Here is a 16,257-nt window from a genome sequence, read left to right on the forward strand (position 1 = left end):
TGTGGAAACGGCTGTGATTATTGGTAGCACCGGTTTAATAGGTTCAGAACTATTAAATTTACTTTTAGAAAGTCCACATTACGCTAAAGTAATCACTTTCGTAAAAAGAGATACAGGAATAAAGCATCCTAAATTAACACAACACATTATTGATTTTGACAAGCCAGAAAGCTATAAAGAATTAGTTGTAGGTGATGATTTCTTTTGTACCATTGGCACGACAATCAAAAAAGCAGGTAGTAAAGAAGCTTTTAGAAAAGTAGATTTTGAATATCCGCGCCAGTTTGCCGCTTTTGCATTGCTACATAAAGTCAAACAATTCCTAATTATTTCATCTCTTAGTGCCGATGCGAAATCTGGAAACTTCTATTTAAAAACAAAAGGAGAAATTCAAGATTTCCTTAAGGATTGCGATTTTGAAAGCGTTGCTATATTGCAACCTTCGCTTCTTTTGGGAAATCGAACTGAATTCAGATTGGGCGAAAAAGTAGGTGCCTTTTTCATGAAAACACTGTCCTTTCTATTCCTTGGAAATTTAAAAAAATACAAACCAATTGAAGGTAAAACCGTAGCCAAAGCACTTTTGAAAATTGCGCAAAAAAACGATACAGGTTTCAAAATATACGAATCAGATGCGATTCAAGAAATTGGAAATTAATACATTATCAAAATCCTGAATGAGAGTTCAGGATTTTTTGTATATTTAGTTTATCTAAATAAATTTATCTCTTCAAATATGAAATTTATTCTAACCTGCTCCATACTACTTTTTACAACCCTATTTTTTGGACAAAATAATAAAACTGTAGAACCTGCGGTGTTTATTGATTTAAACTTAGTTCCAAGCAATACAATTGAATACGTCGAACCAAATGAAATTGAATCTATACATGTTGTCAAAAAAGACTCAATTATAAATGGTATTTTGTATCGTGGCCAGATTAACATTACGTCTAAAAACCCTAAGAAATATGATTTCATAAGCTTGGAACAAATTAAATCTCAATTTACCAAAATCAAAAGTAATGATGTTGTTTATATGGTTAATGGAGCATTTATAAAAGACAACATTGACACTTTTAAATTAGACCGAAACTATATTTTAGAAGTTGAAGTTACCAATTCAGAGGCTTTTTATAATTTTAGAAAAAGTGATACAAAATTTAACATCATTAACATCTTGGGAAAAACTAAAGAGAATTTAGATAATAAAAACAAGATATTGCTAAGAGGTCAAGAGGGAATTGGTGTAAAATAAACTCTATTCTTCATCTTATTTATTACTGTTATAAATGCAACTTTAAGAACTACAACTTAACATCGAACATCCTACTTTATCTCTGGCCCAATCCGGTCTTTTGGCAAACCATTTTTGAAAATTCGGTTGTTCTTCATATGGATTTTTAAGAATTTCGAATAATTCGTTGAGTAGAGAATAATTCCCTTTATCGGCATCATCGATAGACAATTGCGCCATGTAATTTCGCAATACATATTTTGGATTTACTGTATTCATTTGGTTTTTTCTTTCGGAATCCGAAAGTGTTTCTTCATTGATTCGAATGCTGTACTTCTCAAACCAATCATGCCAATCTTTCAAGATCGTTTTATCTAAATCCTTTTCATTATAAAAAGCGTCTTTTATGGTGTTGAAAGCGGTTGTTGCAGCATCAGCTTTGGATACATTACTCAGATTTCTAAAGAATATGGTCATGTCCGTTTCTACCTTTTCAAGCAATTGAGTCAAACTCTGAATCAAAACTACATCTTGATTTTTTTTGATTTGAAACCCGAGTTTATCTCGCATCATATTCAAATACTCCTTTTCGTAATCTGTACTATACGCCTCTAAAATAGCTTCGAGTGGCTTTGCATCATTTATCAAAGGATACAACGCATTTGCCAATTGGTATAAATTCCACAACGCAATTTCTGGTTGATTGCCAAAACGGTATCTTTTATGTTGGTTGTCGGTTGTATTTGGTGTCCAGCCAGAATTGTAGTCTTCCAACCAGCCGTAAGGTCCATAATCAATGGTGATGCCGTGAATGGACATATTATCGGTATTCATAACGCCATGAACAAAACCAACGCGTTGCCAATGCACAATCATGTTGAGTGTCGTTTGGGTTACTTCTTGAAAAAAGGCCAAATATTTTTCGACACCTTCTTTTTGAATCTGAGGAAAATGATGTTTTATGGTAAAATCTGTCAGTAGTTTGAGATTATCGTGATCTTCTCGAGAAGCGAATAATTCGAAACTACCAAAACGAATAAATGAAGGAGCGACTCTACAAACAATGGCGCCTTTTTCGTATGCTGGATTTCCCTTATACAAAACATCCCGCAATACTTGATCGCCAGAAAGCATTAGTGAAAGCGAACGCGTAGTAGGAACGCCTAAATAATGCATTGCTTCAGCACATAAATGCTCTCGTATGGAAGAACGTAAAACGGCAAACCCATCTGCTGTTCGCGAATATGGTGTTGGTCCTGCTCCTTTTAGTTGTAAAGTGTAGGTTTTATTATCATTAACTACTTCAGTTAAATTAATGGCACGACCATCTCCTAATTGTCCGGCCCAATTTCCAAATTGATGTCCGGCATAAGGCATAGCATACGGTTTCGTACCAGGATAAATGATACTTCCAGAAAAAGTATTCAAAAAATCAGTAGAAAGGATATCATCTTGAGAAAGACCAATAGCATTTGCTACGTCTATTGAAGCATGAATCAGTGAAGGATTGGTTGGCTTTTTGGGTACTACAAACGAAAATGCGGATTGATGAACCTGTCTTGGAACATTGGTTTGGTTGGGATCAGCAGGCAGTTCGGTAGTGAAATTATTTTGTGTCTGAAGTTTCATAAGTACTAAAAAACGTTAAGAACAAAGATAATTGTTGTAAACCAGAAAACTTTACACTTTCAATTATTATTATGATTTGTTCTATCTAAAAATTTATTTTCAGCAAAAAAAAAATCCTGTTCGCAGTAGCAAACAGGATTTTCAAAAAAATATATAACGTTATTCCTAATTAAGAAAGTGCTGCTTTTACTTGATCTGCAGCTTCTTGAAATTCAACTGCTGATAAAATTGGCATTCCTGAATTATCAATTAATTCTTTTGCAATAGCTGCATTTGTACCTTGTAAACGAACAATGATTGGCACTTTAATTGCATCACCCATATTTTTGTAAGCGTCAACAACTCCTTGTGCCACACGGTCACAACGAACGATTCCACCAAAAATATTAATCAAAATAGCTTTTACGTTTGGATCTTTTAATATAATACGGAAAGCAGTTTCAACACGTTTTGCATCAGCAGTTCCACCTACGTCAAGGAAGTTAGCAGGTTCAAAACCAGCATACTTGATTAAATCCATAGTTGCCATCGCTAAACCAGCTCCGTTCACCATACATCCAACAGTACCGTCAAGATCTACATAATTTAATCCTACTTCTTTAGCTTCCACTTCGATTGGGTTCTCCTCACGAATGTCACGCATGTCAGCATATTTCTTTTGTCTGTATAAAGCATTATCATCGATATTTACTTTAGCATCAACAGCCATAATTTTATTGTCAGATGTTTTTAAAACCGGGTTGATTTCAAACATCGAAGCATCAGATCCTATGTAAGCATTGTATAAAGAATCGATGAATTTCACCATTTCTTTGAAAGCATTTCCAGAAAGACCTAAGTTAAAAGCAATTCTTCTTGCTTGAAAACCTTGTAATCCAACAGAAGGATCTACTTCTTCAGTAAAAATTAAATGAGGAGTATGTTCAGCAACTTCTTCAATATCCATTCCACCTTCAGTAGAATACATAATCATGTTACGACCTGTAGCTCTATTCAATAAAACAGAAACATAAAACTCAGAAGTTTCACTTTCGCCAGGATAATACACATCTTCAGCAATTAAAACTTTGTGTACTCTTTTACCTTCAGCAGAAGTTTGAGGTGTAATCAATTGCATTCCGATGATTTGCTCTGAAATCTCTTCAACTTGTTGTAAATTTTTGGCAAGTTTCACTCCACCACCTTTTCCACGTCCACCTGCATGAACTTGGGCTTTTACAACATACCAACTTGTACCCGTTTCGGCAGTTAATTGTTTTGCAGCAGCAACCGCTTCTACAGGGCTATTAGCAACGATTCCGCGTTGAATGCGAACTCCGTAGCTAGCTAAAATCTCTTTTCCTTGATATTCGTGTATGTTCATAATATAGAATTTGTCTGGCTTCTGAATTTCTTTCAGAATAAAAGTGGGACAAAAATAGCAAAATTCATCTTAATAGAGAAATCTTTTTATATTTAAAACTGATAATAAAAATCAAATTACAATTCAAAATTGAAATTTAAGTTTTAATCCATTTTTAAAAAGGAAAATAGTTTTCGTTTTAAATATAAAAAGGTACTACATCGATTGAATTATTCTTGCTTAGCCCTTTAATTTCATTGTAATAACACTATTTTTTGCATTAAAAAGAATTTAAATTATTGATTTGTCGTATACAATCTATTTAATTTACTTTATTATCATTTACGAAACGTTTTTCTAATTTTATTGTAAAAATAGAATCGTTAACCCGCAAACAATGAATTATATTCAACGAAATCTTTATTTTTGTATAAAAAAAATAGTAAGCATGAGAGTTAAAGAACAAGGCCTTTATTTGCCCGAATTTGAACACGACAATTGCGGAGCAGGATTCATTTGTAATTTAAATGGAATTAAGTCAAATGATATTATCCACAAAGCACTAGATATCCTAATCAAATTAGAACACCGGGGCGCAGTGAGTTCAGATGGCAGAACTGGAGATGGAGCAGGAATATTATTTGATATCCCACATGATTTTTTTAAGAAAGTTTGCGAATTTAATATTCCGGAAACTAAAGAGTATGCCGTAGGAATGGTTTTTATGCCAAAAAGTTCCAACCAAGTAGTATTTTGTAAAACTACTTTTGAAACTTCGATACGCGATCAAAATCTTGAAATATTAGGATGGAGAGATGTTCCGGTTGATGCATCAAATTTAGGCCGAATTGCCGGCGAGAAAGAACCAACCGTTAAACAAGTATTTGTAGGTAAAAATGGATTAGACCTTACAGAACAACAATTTAATGCTAAATTATTTGCAGCGAGGAAAATAGCAGAACATGCGATTCGAAATTCAAGAATTTCAGAAAGCCATATGTTTTATTTTTCTAGTTTCTCCACTACTACTATAATATATAAAGGTTTGTTGATGCCGGAAGACATCAGCAGGTATTATACTGATTTATTAGATGATGACTTAGTGACCCGATTAGCTTTGGTACACCAACGTTTTTCTACCAATACATTTCCATCTTGGGAATTAGCACAGCCCTTTCGTTACATGTGCCATAATGGTGAAATCAATACACTTCGTGGTAATATTAGTCGCATGCGTGCTCGTGAGGAATTGATGAAAAGTGATGTTTTTGGTGATGATATCAAAAAATTATTCCCAATTATTTTAGAAGGAAAATCAGATTCGGCTTCAATGGATATGGTAATTGAACTGTTATTGATGACCGGTCGTTCTCTTCCGGAAGCAATGATGATGGTCGTTCCTGAAGCTTGGGAAAAACACCAAACGATGTCAGCCGACAAAAAGGCCTTTTATGAATACAACGCTTGCATCATGGAACCTTGGGATGGCCCAGCTTCTATTCCTTTTACTGACGGAAACGTTATTGGTGCATTATTGGATAGAAATGGATTGCGTCCTTCACGATATACATTGACTAAAAGTGGTTTCGTAATTATGTCTTCAGAGATTGGTGTTCTTGACATCAAGCCAGAAGATGTGATTCAGCACGGTCGTTTAGAACCAGGAAAAATGTTTTTGGTGGACATGAACGAAGGCCGAATTATTGAAGATGACGAAATCAAAAATGCGATTGTTACCAAACGTCCTTACAAACAATGGTTGGATGAAAATTTAGTACAATTGGCTCAAATACCATACACTGATAATCCAATTCCTGTAGAAAATATTGATTTTGAAACAAGACAAAGACTTTTTGGCTACACATTAGAGGATTTAAAAACAATCATAAACCCAATGGGAACTCAAGGTGCAGAAGCATTAAGTTCTATGGGAAATGATACTCCGTTGGCAGTTTTGTCAGATCAGCCACAGCTTTTATACAACTATTTCAAACAACTGTTTGCTCAGGTGACCAATCCACCATTGGATGGTATTCGTGAAGAAATAATTACTGATATTAGTTTAGCGATTGGTGGGGATTATAATATTTTTGACATTGTGCCTAAGCATTGTAAAAAATTAAAAATCCAAAATCCAGTGATTTCAAATGAGGATTTAGATAAAGTCAAAAACATTGATCATGCTGATTTCAAATCAGTAACGATATCTACTTTATATGACATCGAAAAAGGAGTAAACGGATTAGAACGTGCTTTGGAAAGAGCAGTTCAAGCCACTTTTAAAGCAGTTTCAGAAGGGTGTAATATTGTTATCATTTCTGATAGAGGCGTGAGTGAAAAAATGGCTCCAATACCAATGCTTTTGGCCTGTTCTTATATTCATCACTCTATGAATATTTTAAAATCTCGTTCTAAATTTGGAATCATTATAGAATCTGCAGAACCTCGTGAGCCACACCATTTTGCCTTATTATTTGGTTACGGAGCAAGTGCAATTAATCCTTACATGGTGAATGAAATTATTCATAACCAAGTAAACGAAGGTTTTATCACTGGTATAAAAGCGGATTATGCTATTAAAAATTATAATAAAGCTATCGCAAAAGGGATTCTGAAAATCATGAATAAAATTGGCATCTCTACCTTACATTCATACAGAGCGGCACAAATTTTTGAAATTTTAGGATTAAACAAAACATTCACTTCTAAATATTTCCCTTACACACCGTCCCGAATTGAAGGTATTGGTTTAATGGAAGTTGAAAAAGAAATCAAGAAACGATACCAAAAAGCATTTCCAAATTCAAAAGTCAGCAATTTATTGCCATTAGAGATTGGAGGAATTTACAGATGGAGAAGATCAGGAGAAAAACACATGTTTAATCCAACGACGATTTCTAAATTACAACAAGCTGTACGTTTAAACAGTCCTGAAAGTTATAAGGAATATGCTAAAATGGTCAATGATCAAAGCGAAAACTTAATGACTATTAGAGGTTTATTTGAATTCAACAACTTAGACCCAATTTCTATTGACGAAGTAGAGCCTTGGACCGAAATAGTAAAGAAATTCAAGACTGGCGCCATGTCTTATGGATCTATTAGCCAGGAAGCCCATGAAAATCTGGCGATTGCCATGAACAGAATTGGTGGAAAAAGTAATTCTGGAGAAGGTGGAGAAGATCCAAAACGTTTCCAAAAAGACTTAAATGGAGATTCCAGAAATAGTGCGATTAAGCAAGTTGCTTCAGGAAGATTTGGGGTTTCTATCAACTATTTAACCAATGCCAAAGAGATTCAGATAAAAATGGCTCAAGGTGCAAAACCGGGAGAAGGTGGACAATTACCCGGTGAAAAAGTAGTGCCTTGGATTGCCGAAGTGAGAAATTCAACGCCTTATGTTGGATTAATTTCACCGCCACCACACCACGATATTTATTCTATTGAAGATTTATCACAGTTAATTTTTGATTTAAAAAATGCCAATCGTGAAGCTAGAATTAATGTAAAATTAGTTTCTGAAGTAGGTGTTGGAACAATCGCTGCCGGTGTTGCTAAAGCAAAAGCTGACGTGATTTTGATTTCTGGATACGATGGAGGAACTGGAGCAGCACCATTAACTTCACTACAACACACTGGTATTCCTTGGGAACTTGGACTTGCCGAAGCACAACAGACCTTGATCTTAAATGATTTGAGAAGTCGCGTAGTTTTAGAATGTGACGGACAATTGAAAACGGGTCGTGATGTCGCTATTGCTGCCTTACTTGGAGCTGAAGAATTTGGTTTTGCAACCGCTCCTTTAGTAGCGTCAGGATGTATTATGATGAGAGCCTGTCATTTGAATACATGTCCAGTTGGTATTGCAACACAAGATCCTGAATTGAGAAAAAATTTCAAAGGAACACCGGAACACATCATCAACTTCATGTATTTTATTGCTGAGGAGTTGAGAGAAATCATGGCACAACTTGGATTTAGAACATTAAAAGAAATGGTAGGACAATCTCAAAAATTGAATGTCAATAAAGCTATCAAGCATTATAAAGCAAGTGGATTAGATTTGTCTGCTATTTTATACAAACCAGAAAAAGCCAAAGAAGTTCCAAATCACAATACGACTACACAAGACCATGCTTTAGAACATGTTCTTGATTTTGAAATTATAAAAGCAGCTATTCCTTCTATTTATAGAAAAGAAAAAACTAGAGTTACGTTTGATATTAAAAACACGGATCGTTCCGTTGGTGCTATATTGAGTAATGAAATTTCAAAAATATATGGCGCTCAAGGTTTACCTGAGGACACTATATTAGTGGATTTTACAGGATCCGCAGGACAAAGTTTTGGTGCCTTTGCAACAAATGGTTTATCCTTAAAGATACATGGAAACTGTAATGATTATTTAGGAAAAGGGCTTTCAGGTGGTAAATTGATAATCAAAGTTCCTCCTACTGCAACTTTCAAACCAGAAGAAAATATCATCATTGGTAACGTAGCACTTTATGGAGCAATTACTGGTGAAGCGTATATAAATGGTATGGCTGGAGAACGTTTTTGTGTTAGAAATTCTGGAGCAACAGCCGTTGTAGAAGGAATTGGAGATCATGGATGCGAATATATGACCGGAGGAACTGTCGTAGTTTTAGGAAAAACGGGAAGAAATTTTGCAGCTGGAATGAGCGGTGGTATTGCTTATGTTTTTGATCCAAATAAAAAATTCGACGCTACATTATGCAATATGGAAATGGTCGCTTTTGAAACATTGGAAGAAGAAGATTTTACAAAACTGAGACGTTTGATAAAAAATCATTCTATGTACACCAACAGCCCTTTGGCAAAAAGGATTCTAGAAGATTGGGAAAACGAACGCGGACATTTTGTCAAAGTAATGCCAACAGATTACAAAAAAGCATTACAACGTTTAGCCGAAGAAAAACAAATTGAAGAACTACTAGCACTATAGTTATGGGAAAGATAGGAGGATTTAAAGAATACAATAGAACTGACGAAAGTAATATAGTTATTGAAGAGCGTGTTTCAAATTACAATGAATTCACAATTTCATTACCTAAAGATAAAATCAAAGAACAAGGATCCAGATGCATGGATTGTGGGATTCCATTTTGCCACAGTGCTTGTCCATTAGGAAATTTGATTCCAGATTTTAATGACATGGTGCATCAGGAAGAATGGGAAAGTGCTTTAAAAATATTGCAATCAACCAATAATTTTCCTGAATTTACTGGTCGTTTATGCCCAGCTCCATGTGAAAAATCATGTGTATTAGGAATTATAAGCGAACCAGTTGCTATTGAAAATATTGAAAAAAATATTATCGAAAGAGGTTTTGCTGAAGGTTGGATAAAACCACAACCACCAGAAGTTAGAACAGGAAAAACAGTAGCTGTAATAGGTTCTGGTCCTGCTGGTTTAGCGGCTGCACAACAATTAAATCGTGCTGGACATACCGTTACCGTTTTTGAAAGAGACAATGCCATTGGTGGATTATTACGTTACGGAATTCCAAATTTTAAATTAGAAAAAGGAATTATCGACAGACGTGTTACAGTACTTGAAGCAGAAGGAATTACTTTTAAAACGAATGTAAATGTTGGCGTAAACTATAGCATTGAAGAATTGAACGCTTTTGATTCTATAGTATTATGTGGTGGCGCAACCGAAAGAAGAAGTTTACCAACAAAAGGAATAGAAAGTAAAGGCGTAGTTCAAGCAATGACTTTCTTGACACAACAAACTAAATCGCTATATGGCGAAGTAGTTTCTGACCAAATAATGGCGACCGATAAAGATGTAATCGTTATTGGTGGTGGTGATACCGGTTCTGATTGTGTGGGAACATCAAACAGACATGGAGCCAAATCGGTTACTAATTTTGAAATTTTACCAAAACCACCTGTTGGAAGAAGTGAAACTACTCCTTGGCCATTTTGGCCATTGCAATTAAAAACATCTTCTTCACATGAAGAAGGTTGTAATAGAAACTGGTTAATCAACACCAAAGAATTCATTTCTAATGAAAGCGGCCAAGTTGTAGGTTTAAAAACCGTTGAAGTGGCTTGGAAAATGACACCGGGACAAAGACCTGAATTGATAGAAAAAGAAGGTTCAGAAAAAATATGGCCTTGTGATTTAGCTTTATTGGCACTTGGATTTACAGGGCCAGAGAGAACACTAAGTGATCAATTAGGATTAGAAATTGATATGAGAAGCAATTATAAAGCAACGAATTATCAAACGAATGTTCCTCATGTTTTTACTGCAGGAGACATGCGAAGAGGACAATCATTAATTGTATGGGCAATATCTGAAGGTCGTGAAGCTGCCAGAGAAGTCGACAAATACTTAATGGGTTATACGAATTTACCAACCAAAGGAAATGGCGATTTACCGAACTTGTAATTCTAAATAATATTTTATAACCCTTGATAGAAAAATTTGTCAAGGGTTATTTTTTTATAAAATTTCAAACAAATGTTTAATTTATAACTTTTTGTTAGAATTTGTTAGAATTCATTTATTAGCTTGTAAGACTAAATAAAGAGTAATAAATTTGCTCAAAATTAATAATCATGCAATCAAAAGACTTAGTACAATTAGCAGAACAATTTGGCAGTCCATTATACGTTTATGATGCCGAAAAAATACAATCTCAGTACAATAGATTATCAAAAGCTTTTTCAAAGGTAAATAAGTTGCGTATCAATTATGCAATGAAGGCTTTGTCAAATGTAGCTATACTTCAATTATTAAGAGAAATGGGATCAGGATTAGATACTGTTTCTATTCAAGAAGTATTACTAGGACTTCATGCAGGGTATGAGCCGGATAAAATATTTTATACTCCTAATGGTGTTTCTTTAGAAGAGATTGAAGAAGTCAATGCCATGGGTGTTCAAATAAATATTGACAACTTATCCATTTTGGAACAATTTGGAACAAAATACCCGAATGTTCCTGTATGTATCCGTATAAATCCGCACGTAATGGCTGGTGGAAATGCAAATATATCTGTTGGTCATATCGATAGTAAATTTGGTATTTCGGTTCACCAATTGCCTCATTTAGTTCGTATTGTCGAAAACACTAAAATGAACATTGTAGGGATACACATGCATACTGGTTCTGATATTTTGGATATCGAAGTATTTTTATATGCTGCTGAAATATTATTTGATGCCGCAAAAAACTTCAAGAATCTTGAATTCCTAGACTTTGGAAGTGGATTTAAAGTGCCTTATAAAAAAGACGATATCGAAACTGACATCGAAGAATTAGGTAAAAAATTATCAAAAAGATTCAATGCCTTTTGTACTGAATACGGAAAAGAATTAACCTTGATATTTGAACCAGGGAAATTTTTAGTAAGTGAAGCTGGTTACTTTTTGGCGAAAGTGAATGTCGTAAAACAAACTACTTCGACAGTTTTCGCAGGAATAGACAGTGGTTTTAATCATTTAATTAGACCAATGTTTTATGGTTCACAACATCATATTGAAAACATATCACATCCAAAAGGGAAAGAGCGTTTTTACTCCGTAGTAGGATATATATGCGAAACAGATACTTTTGCAAACAACAGAAGAATTGCTGAAATTAAAGAAGGCGATATCTTAGCTTTTAGAAACGCGGGAGCCTATTGCTTCTCTATGGCATCGAATTACAACTCGAGATACAAGCCCGCCGAGGTTTTGTGGATGAACGGCGAAGGACATTTAATCAGAGCGCATGAAACCTTTGAAGACTTACTTAAAAATCAAATTCCGTTACCCGTTGCAGTATCAACAGAATAAACTAAATAATCCCATTTGCGACCGTAAAGGGGATTATTTTTTACATTAAAACCAATCTCCTCGTAAAATTATTTTATTCCAAAAAATAATCAATCCTTAACATATTCAGTAAAAGAGTTTCTTTACATTTGAAATTCTTACAAAAAAACTCAAACGAATGAATAGACGGAAATTTTTCAAGAACGGTTCTTTATTTGCAATTGGTGCTACATTCTTAAATCCATTTGAAGGAAATGCAAACGAACTTGATTTTGACACTTTAAAAAATAATTCAAAAGCTAAAAATATCATCGTGATCGTTAGCGATGGAATGAGTATTGGTACATTAAACATGGCTGACTTATACCTGAATAGAAAAACGGGAAAAGGAAGCAATTGGATTCAACTATACAAAGACAATAAAGTAACTCGAGCATTGATGGATATGGCTTCAGCATCATCAATTGTCACCGATTCTGCTGCAGCAAGTTCTTCTTGGGGAAGTGGTTTTCGTGTCAAAAATGGCTCCTTAAATGTTGGCATAAACGGAGAAGAATACCTTCCAATATGGCAAAAATTCAAAAAAGCAGGAAAAATGGCGGGATGTGTCACTACTGTTCCAATCACACATGCCACACCTGCGGGTTTTTGTATTGCCTCAAAAAGTAGAAACAGTCAGGAAAGTATTGCCGAAATGTATCTTGACTTAAAATTTGATATCATGATGGGTGGCGGAAATAACTATTTCTCCTCCGAAAGCCGCAAAGACAAACGTGATCTGTACCAAGAATTTTCAAAAAATGGATTTTCTGTGGTAAAAACTAAAAGTGAAATGTTAGCTTGTGATAACACCAAACCAATACTTGGAGTTTTTCACAATGATGGGCTTCCTTATTCAAAAGACAGAGAAAGCAGTAAAGAACTAACTGGAACTATTCCAACTTTAGCAGAAATGACGGAACGTGCCATTGATAAAATGAAGAACCATCCTAACGGCTTTGTACTGCAAGTTGAAGCAGGAAAAGTAGACTGGGCAGCACATGGAAATGACATCACTGGATTACTTTATGATCAAGTAGCTCATGATGAAGCTGTAAAAGTTGCTATTGATTTTGCTGAAAAAGATAAAAATACGTTGGTCATTATCACCACAGATCATGGGAATGCTAATCCGGGAATTATCTACGGAAAAGATGCAGATGCTAATTTTGATAGTGTCCAAAATTACAAACAAACCAACGATTGGATTTTGAATGGAATTGGCCAAGAAACATCTGTATCACAAGCAATTGAAAGAATTGAATATGCAAATAAAACGATTCTAAAAGAAGATGAAGCCAAGGAAATTTTGAATTTTTATTCGAATATTAAATTAGAAGAAGGTCTTTATAATCCGAAACATTTGCCTTTCAAAGCGTTGGCTGACATTCAAAAGAAACACAATTCAGTGGGCTGGATCAGTATGGATCATTCTGCGGATTATAGTGAATTAGCGATGTATGGACCCGGAAGCGAATTACTAAAACCTTTCATAAAAAACACCGACCTACATTATTTAATGCTAGAGGCTGCTGAAGTAGAAAATAAATTTTAGAGTCTAACTTTAAATCAAAAAACTCCTATCTTAATCAAAGACAGGAGTTTTCTATATTCAAAAAAAAACTTAATATAAATTATTTTTTTTCCAAAAGCGTTTCCAAAACTTCAGATTCAGTTCCATTAGGAAATGGAATTTTCAACATTTGTGAAAGTGTTGGTGCTATTTGAGTAATGTATTTTTTAGTGTGCAATTCTCCTTTTGGAACTTGCCATCCGTAAAAAAGTAAAGGAACATGTGTATCATAACTATTAGGTGAACCATGTGTAGTACCTGTAGCTTGATATTGCATATAACCCGCCTTATCGAGTATAACTAAATCACCATTTTGTTTAGGATCATATCCTTTAGATATAAAACTCAAAAAATAATCATCTCCTGACGAAGCTAAAATTTCTTCTTCAGTATACACTCGTTTAACTTGTTCTTGTGTCATCAAAAAGTCCTTAAAACTTTGTTTCACTTTCCCCAATTCTAAACCTTTTTGTTTAATAGTTTCTTTATTAAAAAAAAGATTAAAGTTAGAATAATCCAATATCAAATCAGAACCAAAGGTTTCGTTTGAATGTTTTTTTAATGCCGCAACAATGTCTTTAGAAGGAATATTTTTAACATTGTATTTGTTGTCTTTTAAATAATTTGGATTCTCAGCTCCAGCGTGATCAGCAGTTAGAAAGAGCAAATAATTATCCTTTCCAACGGTTTTATCCAAATAGTTTAAAAACTGAGCAATGGTTTGATCCAAACGCAAATAAGTGTCTTGTAGCTCCATAGAACGAGGTCCAAAAGTATGTCCTACATAATCTGTAGAAGAAAAACTAACAGTCAAAAAATCTGTAATTCCATCTTTCCCTAATTGTTCTTTTTCTATAGCTTTCATAGCTAATTCTGCCAAAATATCATTGCCAAAAGGTGTAGTTCTTAAAACATCTGCTCCTTTTTCTTTATAAATTTTACTCAAATCATACGGAAAAACTGGTGCATTGGCTTTATCTAATTTACCTTCATAAGGATTATCGTCAGCAAGACTTTCATTATAAGTAGCAATTGGCTTCAATAAATCCCAACCTTTATTAATGTAATTCATGTACCGTTTTTCTTGGTTGAATTCCGTTACCCAACTAGGCAATGCTGAACCATAAAAAGTACTTGAAATAAAAGATCCAGTTTTGCTGTACCAAAAAGCCCAATTGGCAAAATGACCTGCAGGTAAAATTGCTCCTCGATCTTTAATACTCAAACCGATTACTTTACCTTTAAAATTCGTTGCCATACGTAACTCATCAGTAATAGTTGTACTTAATAAATTTTTAGGAGACATTGCTCCTTCTTTTTCTGTCCCATCACCGACTACTTTTACAGAAGCGTCATCCGTACAATACATATCTTTTCCAATAGCTTTGTTGAACCAATCATTTCCAACTATTCCATGTGTTGACGGAGTTGTTCCAGTATAAATACTCGCATGACCTGGAGCTGTGTAGGTTGGCACATAATTATAATGCATATTATGAAAAGTATATCCATCATTCATTAACCGTTTAAATCCATTATTTGAAAAATCATCTGAAAAACGATATAAATATTCCATTTTCATTTGATCTACCACTATACCTACGACTAATTTGGGGCGTTGTTGCGCTTGTGAGTTTAAAGACATTGTGAATGTCAAAAACAAAATAATTCTTTTCATATTAAATTTTTATAATTAAAACAAAAATACAACTTAAAGTTTAATCAAACTCCGACGAAACACATATGAAGATAAATTAATCTATTCTTAACTTCATTAAAATATTTACGGAAAAATTAATCAGCCAAGTTTAAATAGTTATTTAGCTGCTTAAAAAGAGAGCATATTGAAAAAGATAAATTTAGATTTCAATATAGAGCAATACAAAAAATTAATTTTAATTGTTCAGATTATCAAACATCCTTAGGATAATCTCAACCTTTGAACTTAACTGTTAAAAAATAAATTTAGTAATCATGATTACGAGCATTCTATATTCTAAAACCAAAAAAACTTCAGTTCGCGTTAGCTAACTGAAGTTTTAGTACTCAGAGCGGGACTTGAACCCGCACGAACATTGCTGTTCACTGGATTTTAAGTCCAGCGTGTCTACCAATTTCACCATCCGAGCTTTTTGTGGTACCTCCAGGGATCGAACCAGGGACACATGGATTTTCAGTCCATTGCTCTACCATCTGAGCTAAGGTACCAGTATACTTTTCTACTACTGAAAAGTATTTATAATAAAAAACCCGTTCATTAGAACGGGTTTTAAAAGAAAGGCGACGACATACTCTCCCACATAACTGCAGTACCATCTGCGCAGGCGGGCTTAACTACTCTGTTCGGGATGGGAAGAGGTGAGCCCCGCCGCAATAACCACCTTAAGAGGTTATAATTGCTTTGGGCAATTACTGTAATGTTACTTATCTTGTGATAAATATCAATTACATAATATCTTAACATACTGAGATAAAGAAAAATTTTGTTTAGTGAGAAAGTTTCTTTCCAGCCCTTTATTCCCCCTTTGGTGGTTAGGGGGCTGGAAGGACGTACATAAGCTTACGGGTTATTAGTACTACTCGACTATGACATTACTGCCTTTACATCTATAGCCTATCAACGTAGTCATCTCCTACGACCCTT

General features: G+C 34.4%; 9 protein-coding genes, 2 tRNA genes and 2 rRNA genes. 6 read left to right on the top strand and 7 right to left on the bottom strand.

Translation table 11 applies throughout. From position 1 onward, the window contains the following. Position 1 precedes the first annotated feature (1 nt). Together IWX83_RS05280 and IWX83_RS05285 are read left to right on the top strand one after the other, a co-directional pair. Positions 2–658, top strand: a complete 657-nt coding sequence (locus IWX83_RS05280) for an oxidoreductase (protein WP_196828143.1) — start codon at positions 2–4, stop codon at positions 656–658. Positions 659–736: 78 nt separating this feature from the next. Beyond that, positions 737–1,258 carry a hypothetical protein gene (locus IWX83_RS05285; RefSeq protein WP_196828145.1) on the top strand — a complete coding sequence of 174 codons (522 nt, stop codon included), beginning with the start codon at positions 737–739 and terminating at the stop codon, positions 1,256–1,258. A 42-nt stretch (positions 1,259–1,300) separates the two neighbouring features. Here IWX83_RS05285 and IWX83_RS05290 read toward each other — a convergent pair whose 3' ends face one another. Together IWX83_RS05290 and sucC are read right to left on the bottom strand one after the other, a co-directional pair. Continuing rightward, complete coding sequence (locus tag IWX83_RS05290) at positions 1,301–2,866, bottom strand: YdiU family protein (RefSeq protein WP_196828147.1); 1,566 nt, start codon at positions 2,864–2,866, stop codon at positions 1,301–1,303. Between the two features lie 169 nt (positions 2,867–3,035). Further along, positions 3,036–4,229: an ADP-forming succinate--CoA ligase subunit beta gene (gene sucC / locus IWX83_RS05295; protein ID WP_073354336.1), complete on the bottom strand. Its 1,194-nt coding sequence runs from the start codon at positions 4,227–4,229 to the stop codon at positions 3,036–3,038. Between the two features lie 427 nt (positions 4,230–4,656). Between sucC and gltB the strand changes: the two genes are divergently transcribed. From gltB to IWX83_RS05315, 4 genes are all read left to right on the top strand, one after another. Further along, positions 4,657–9,174, top strand: coding sequence for a glutamate synthase large subunit (gene gltB / locus IWX83_RS05300; protein WP_196828149.1), 4,518 nt, complete (start codon positions 4,657–4,659; stop codon positions 9,172–9,174). Between the two features lie 2 nt (positions 9,175–9,176). After that, positions 9,177–10,631 (top strand): glutamate synthase subunit beta, encoded by a 1,455-nt coding sequence (locus IWX83_RS05305; RefSeq protein ID WP_073354339.1) that lies wholly within the window; start codon positions 9,177–9,179, stop codon positions 10,629–10,631. Between the two features lie 170 nt (positions 10,632–10,801). Beyond that, positions 10,802–12,022, top strand: coding sequence for a diaminopimelate decarboxylase (lysA, locus tag IWX83_RS05310; protein WP_196828151.1), 1,221 nt, complete (start codon positions 10,802–10,804; stop codon positions 12,020–12,022). Positions 12,023–12,179: 157 nt separating this feature from the next. Continuing rightward, positions 12,180–13,595 (top strand): alkaline phosphatase, encoded by a 1,416-nt coding sequence (locus IWX83_RS05315; protein ID WP_196828153.1) that lies wholly within the window; start codon positions 12,180–12,182, stop codon positions 13,593–13,595. Between the two features lie 79 nt (positions 13,596–13,674). On the opposite strand, the gene pafA is transcribed toward IWX83_RS05315, so the two are convergent. The 5 genes from pafA to IWX83_RS05340 all read right to left on the bottom strand — a co-directional run. Next, positions 13,675–15,291: an alkaline phosphatase PafA gene (gene pafA / locus IWX83_RS05320; RefSeq protein ID WP_196828155.1), complete on the bottom strand. Its 1,617-nt coding sequence runs from the start codon at positions 15,289–15,291 to the stop codon at positions 13,675–13,677. Between the two features lie 365 nt (positions 15,292–15,656). Further along, positions 15,657–15,742 (bottom strand) — tRNA-Leu (locus IWX83_RS05325). A 6-nt stretch (positions 15,743–15,748) separates the two neighbouring features. Next, positions 15,749–15,821 (bottom strand) — tRNA-Phe (locus IWX83_RS05330). A gap of 67 nt (positions 15,822–15,888) precedes the next feature. Beyond that, a 5S ribosomal RNA gene (gene rrf / locus IWX83_RS05335) occupies positions 15,889–15,998 on the bottom strand. A gap of 165 nt (positions 15,999–16,163) precedes the next feature. After that, a 23S ribosomal RNA gene (locus tag IWX83_RS05340) occupies positions 16,164–16,257 on the bottom strand; the annotation flags it as partial.

Origin of the sequence: Flavobacterium sp. CG_9.1, assembly GCF_015751645.1 — a bacterium.
Lineage (GTDB): Bacteria > Bacteroidota > Bacteroidia > Flavobacteriales > Flavobacteriaceae > Flavobacterium > Flavobacterium xanthum.

Excerpts from the sequence above, each read along its gene's own strand:
- IWX83_RS05285 (WP_196828145.1), top strand. The coding sequence starts at position 737 with ATGAAATTTATTCTAACCTGCTCCATACTACTTTTTACAACCCTATTT.
- IWX83_RS05290 (WP_196828147.1), bottom strand. The coding sequence starts at position 2,866 with ATGAAACTTCAGACACAAAATAATTTCACTACCGAACTGCCTGCTGAT.
- sucC (WP_073354336.1), bottom strand. The coding sequence starts at position 4,229 with ATGAACATACACGAATATCAAGGAAAAGAGATTTTAGCTAGCTACGGA.
- gltB (WP_196828149.1), top strand. The coding sequence starts at position 4,657 with ATGAGAGTTAAAGAACAAGGCCTTTATTTGCCCGAATTTGAACACGAC.
- IWX83_RS05305 (WP_073354339.1), top strand. The coding sequence starts at position 9,177 with ATGGGAAAGATAGGAGGATTTAAAGAATACAATAGAACTGACGAAAGT.
- lysA (WP_196828151.1), top strand. The coding sequence starts at position 10,802 with ATGCAATCAAAAGACTTAGTACAATTAGCAGAACAATTTGGCAGTCCA.
- IWX83_RS05315 (WP_196828153.1), top strand. The coding sequence starts at position 12,180 with ATGAATAGACGGAAATTTTTCAAGAACGGTTCTTTATTTGCAATTGGT.
- pafA (WP_196828155.1), bottom strand. The coding sequence starts at position 15,291 with ATGAAAAGAATTATTTTGTTTTTGACATTCACAATGTCTTTAAACTCA.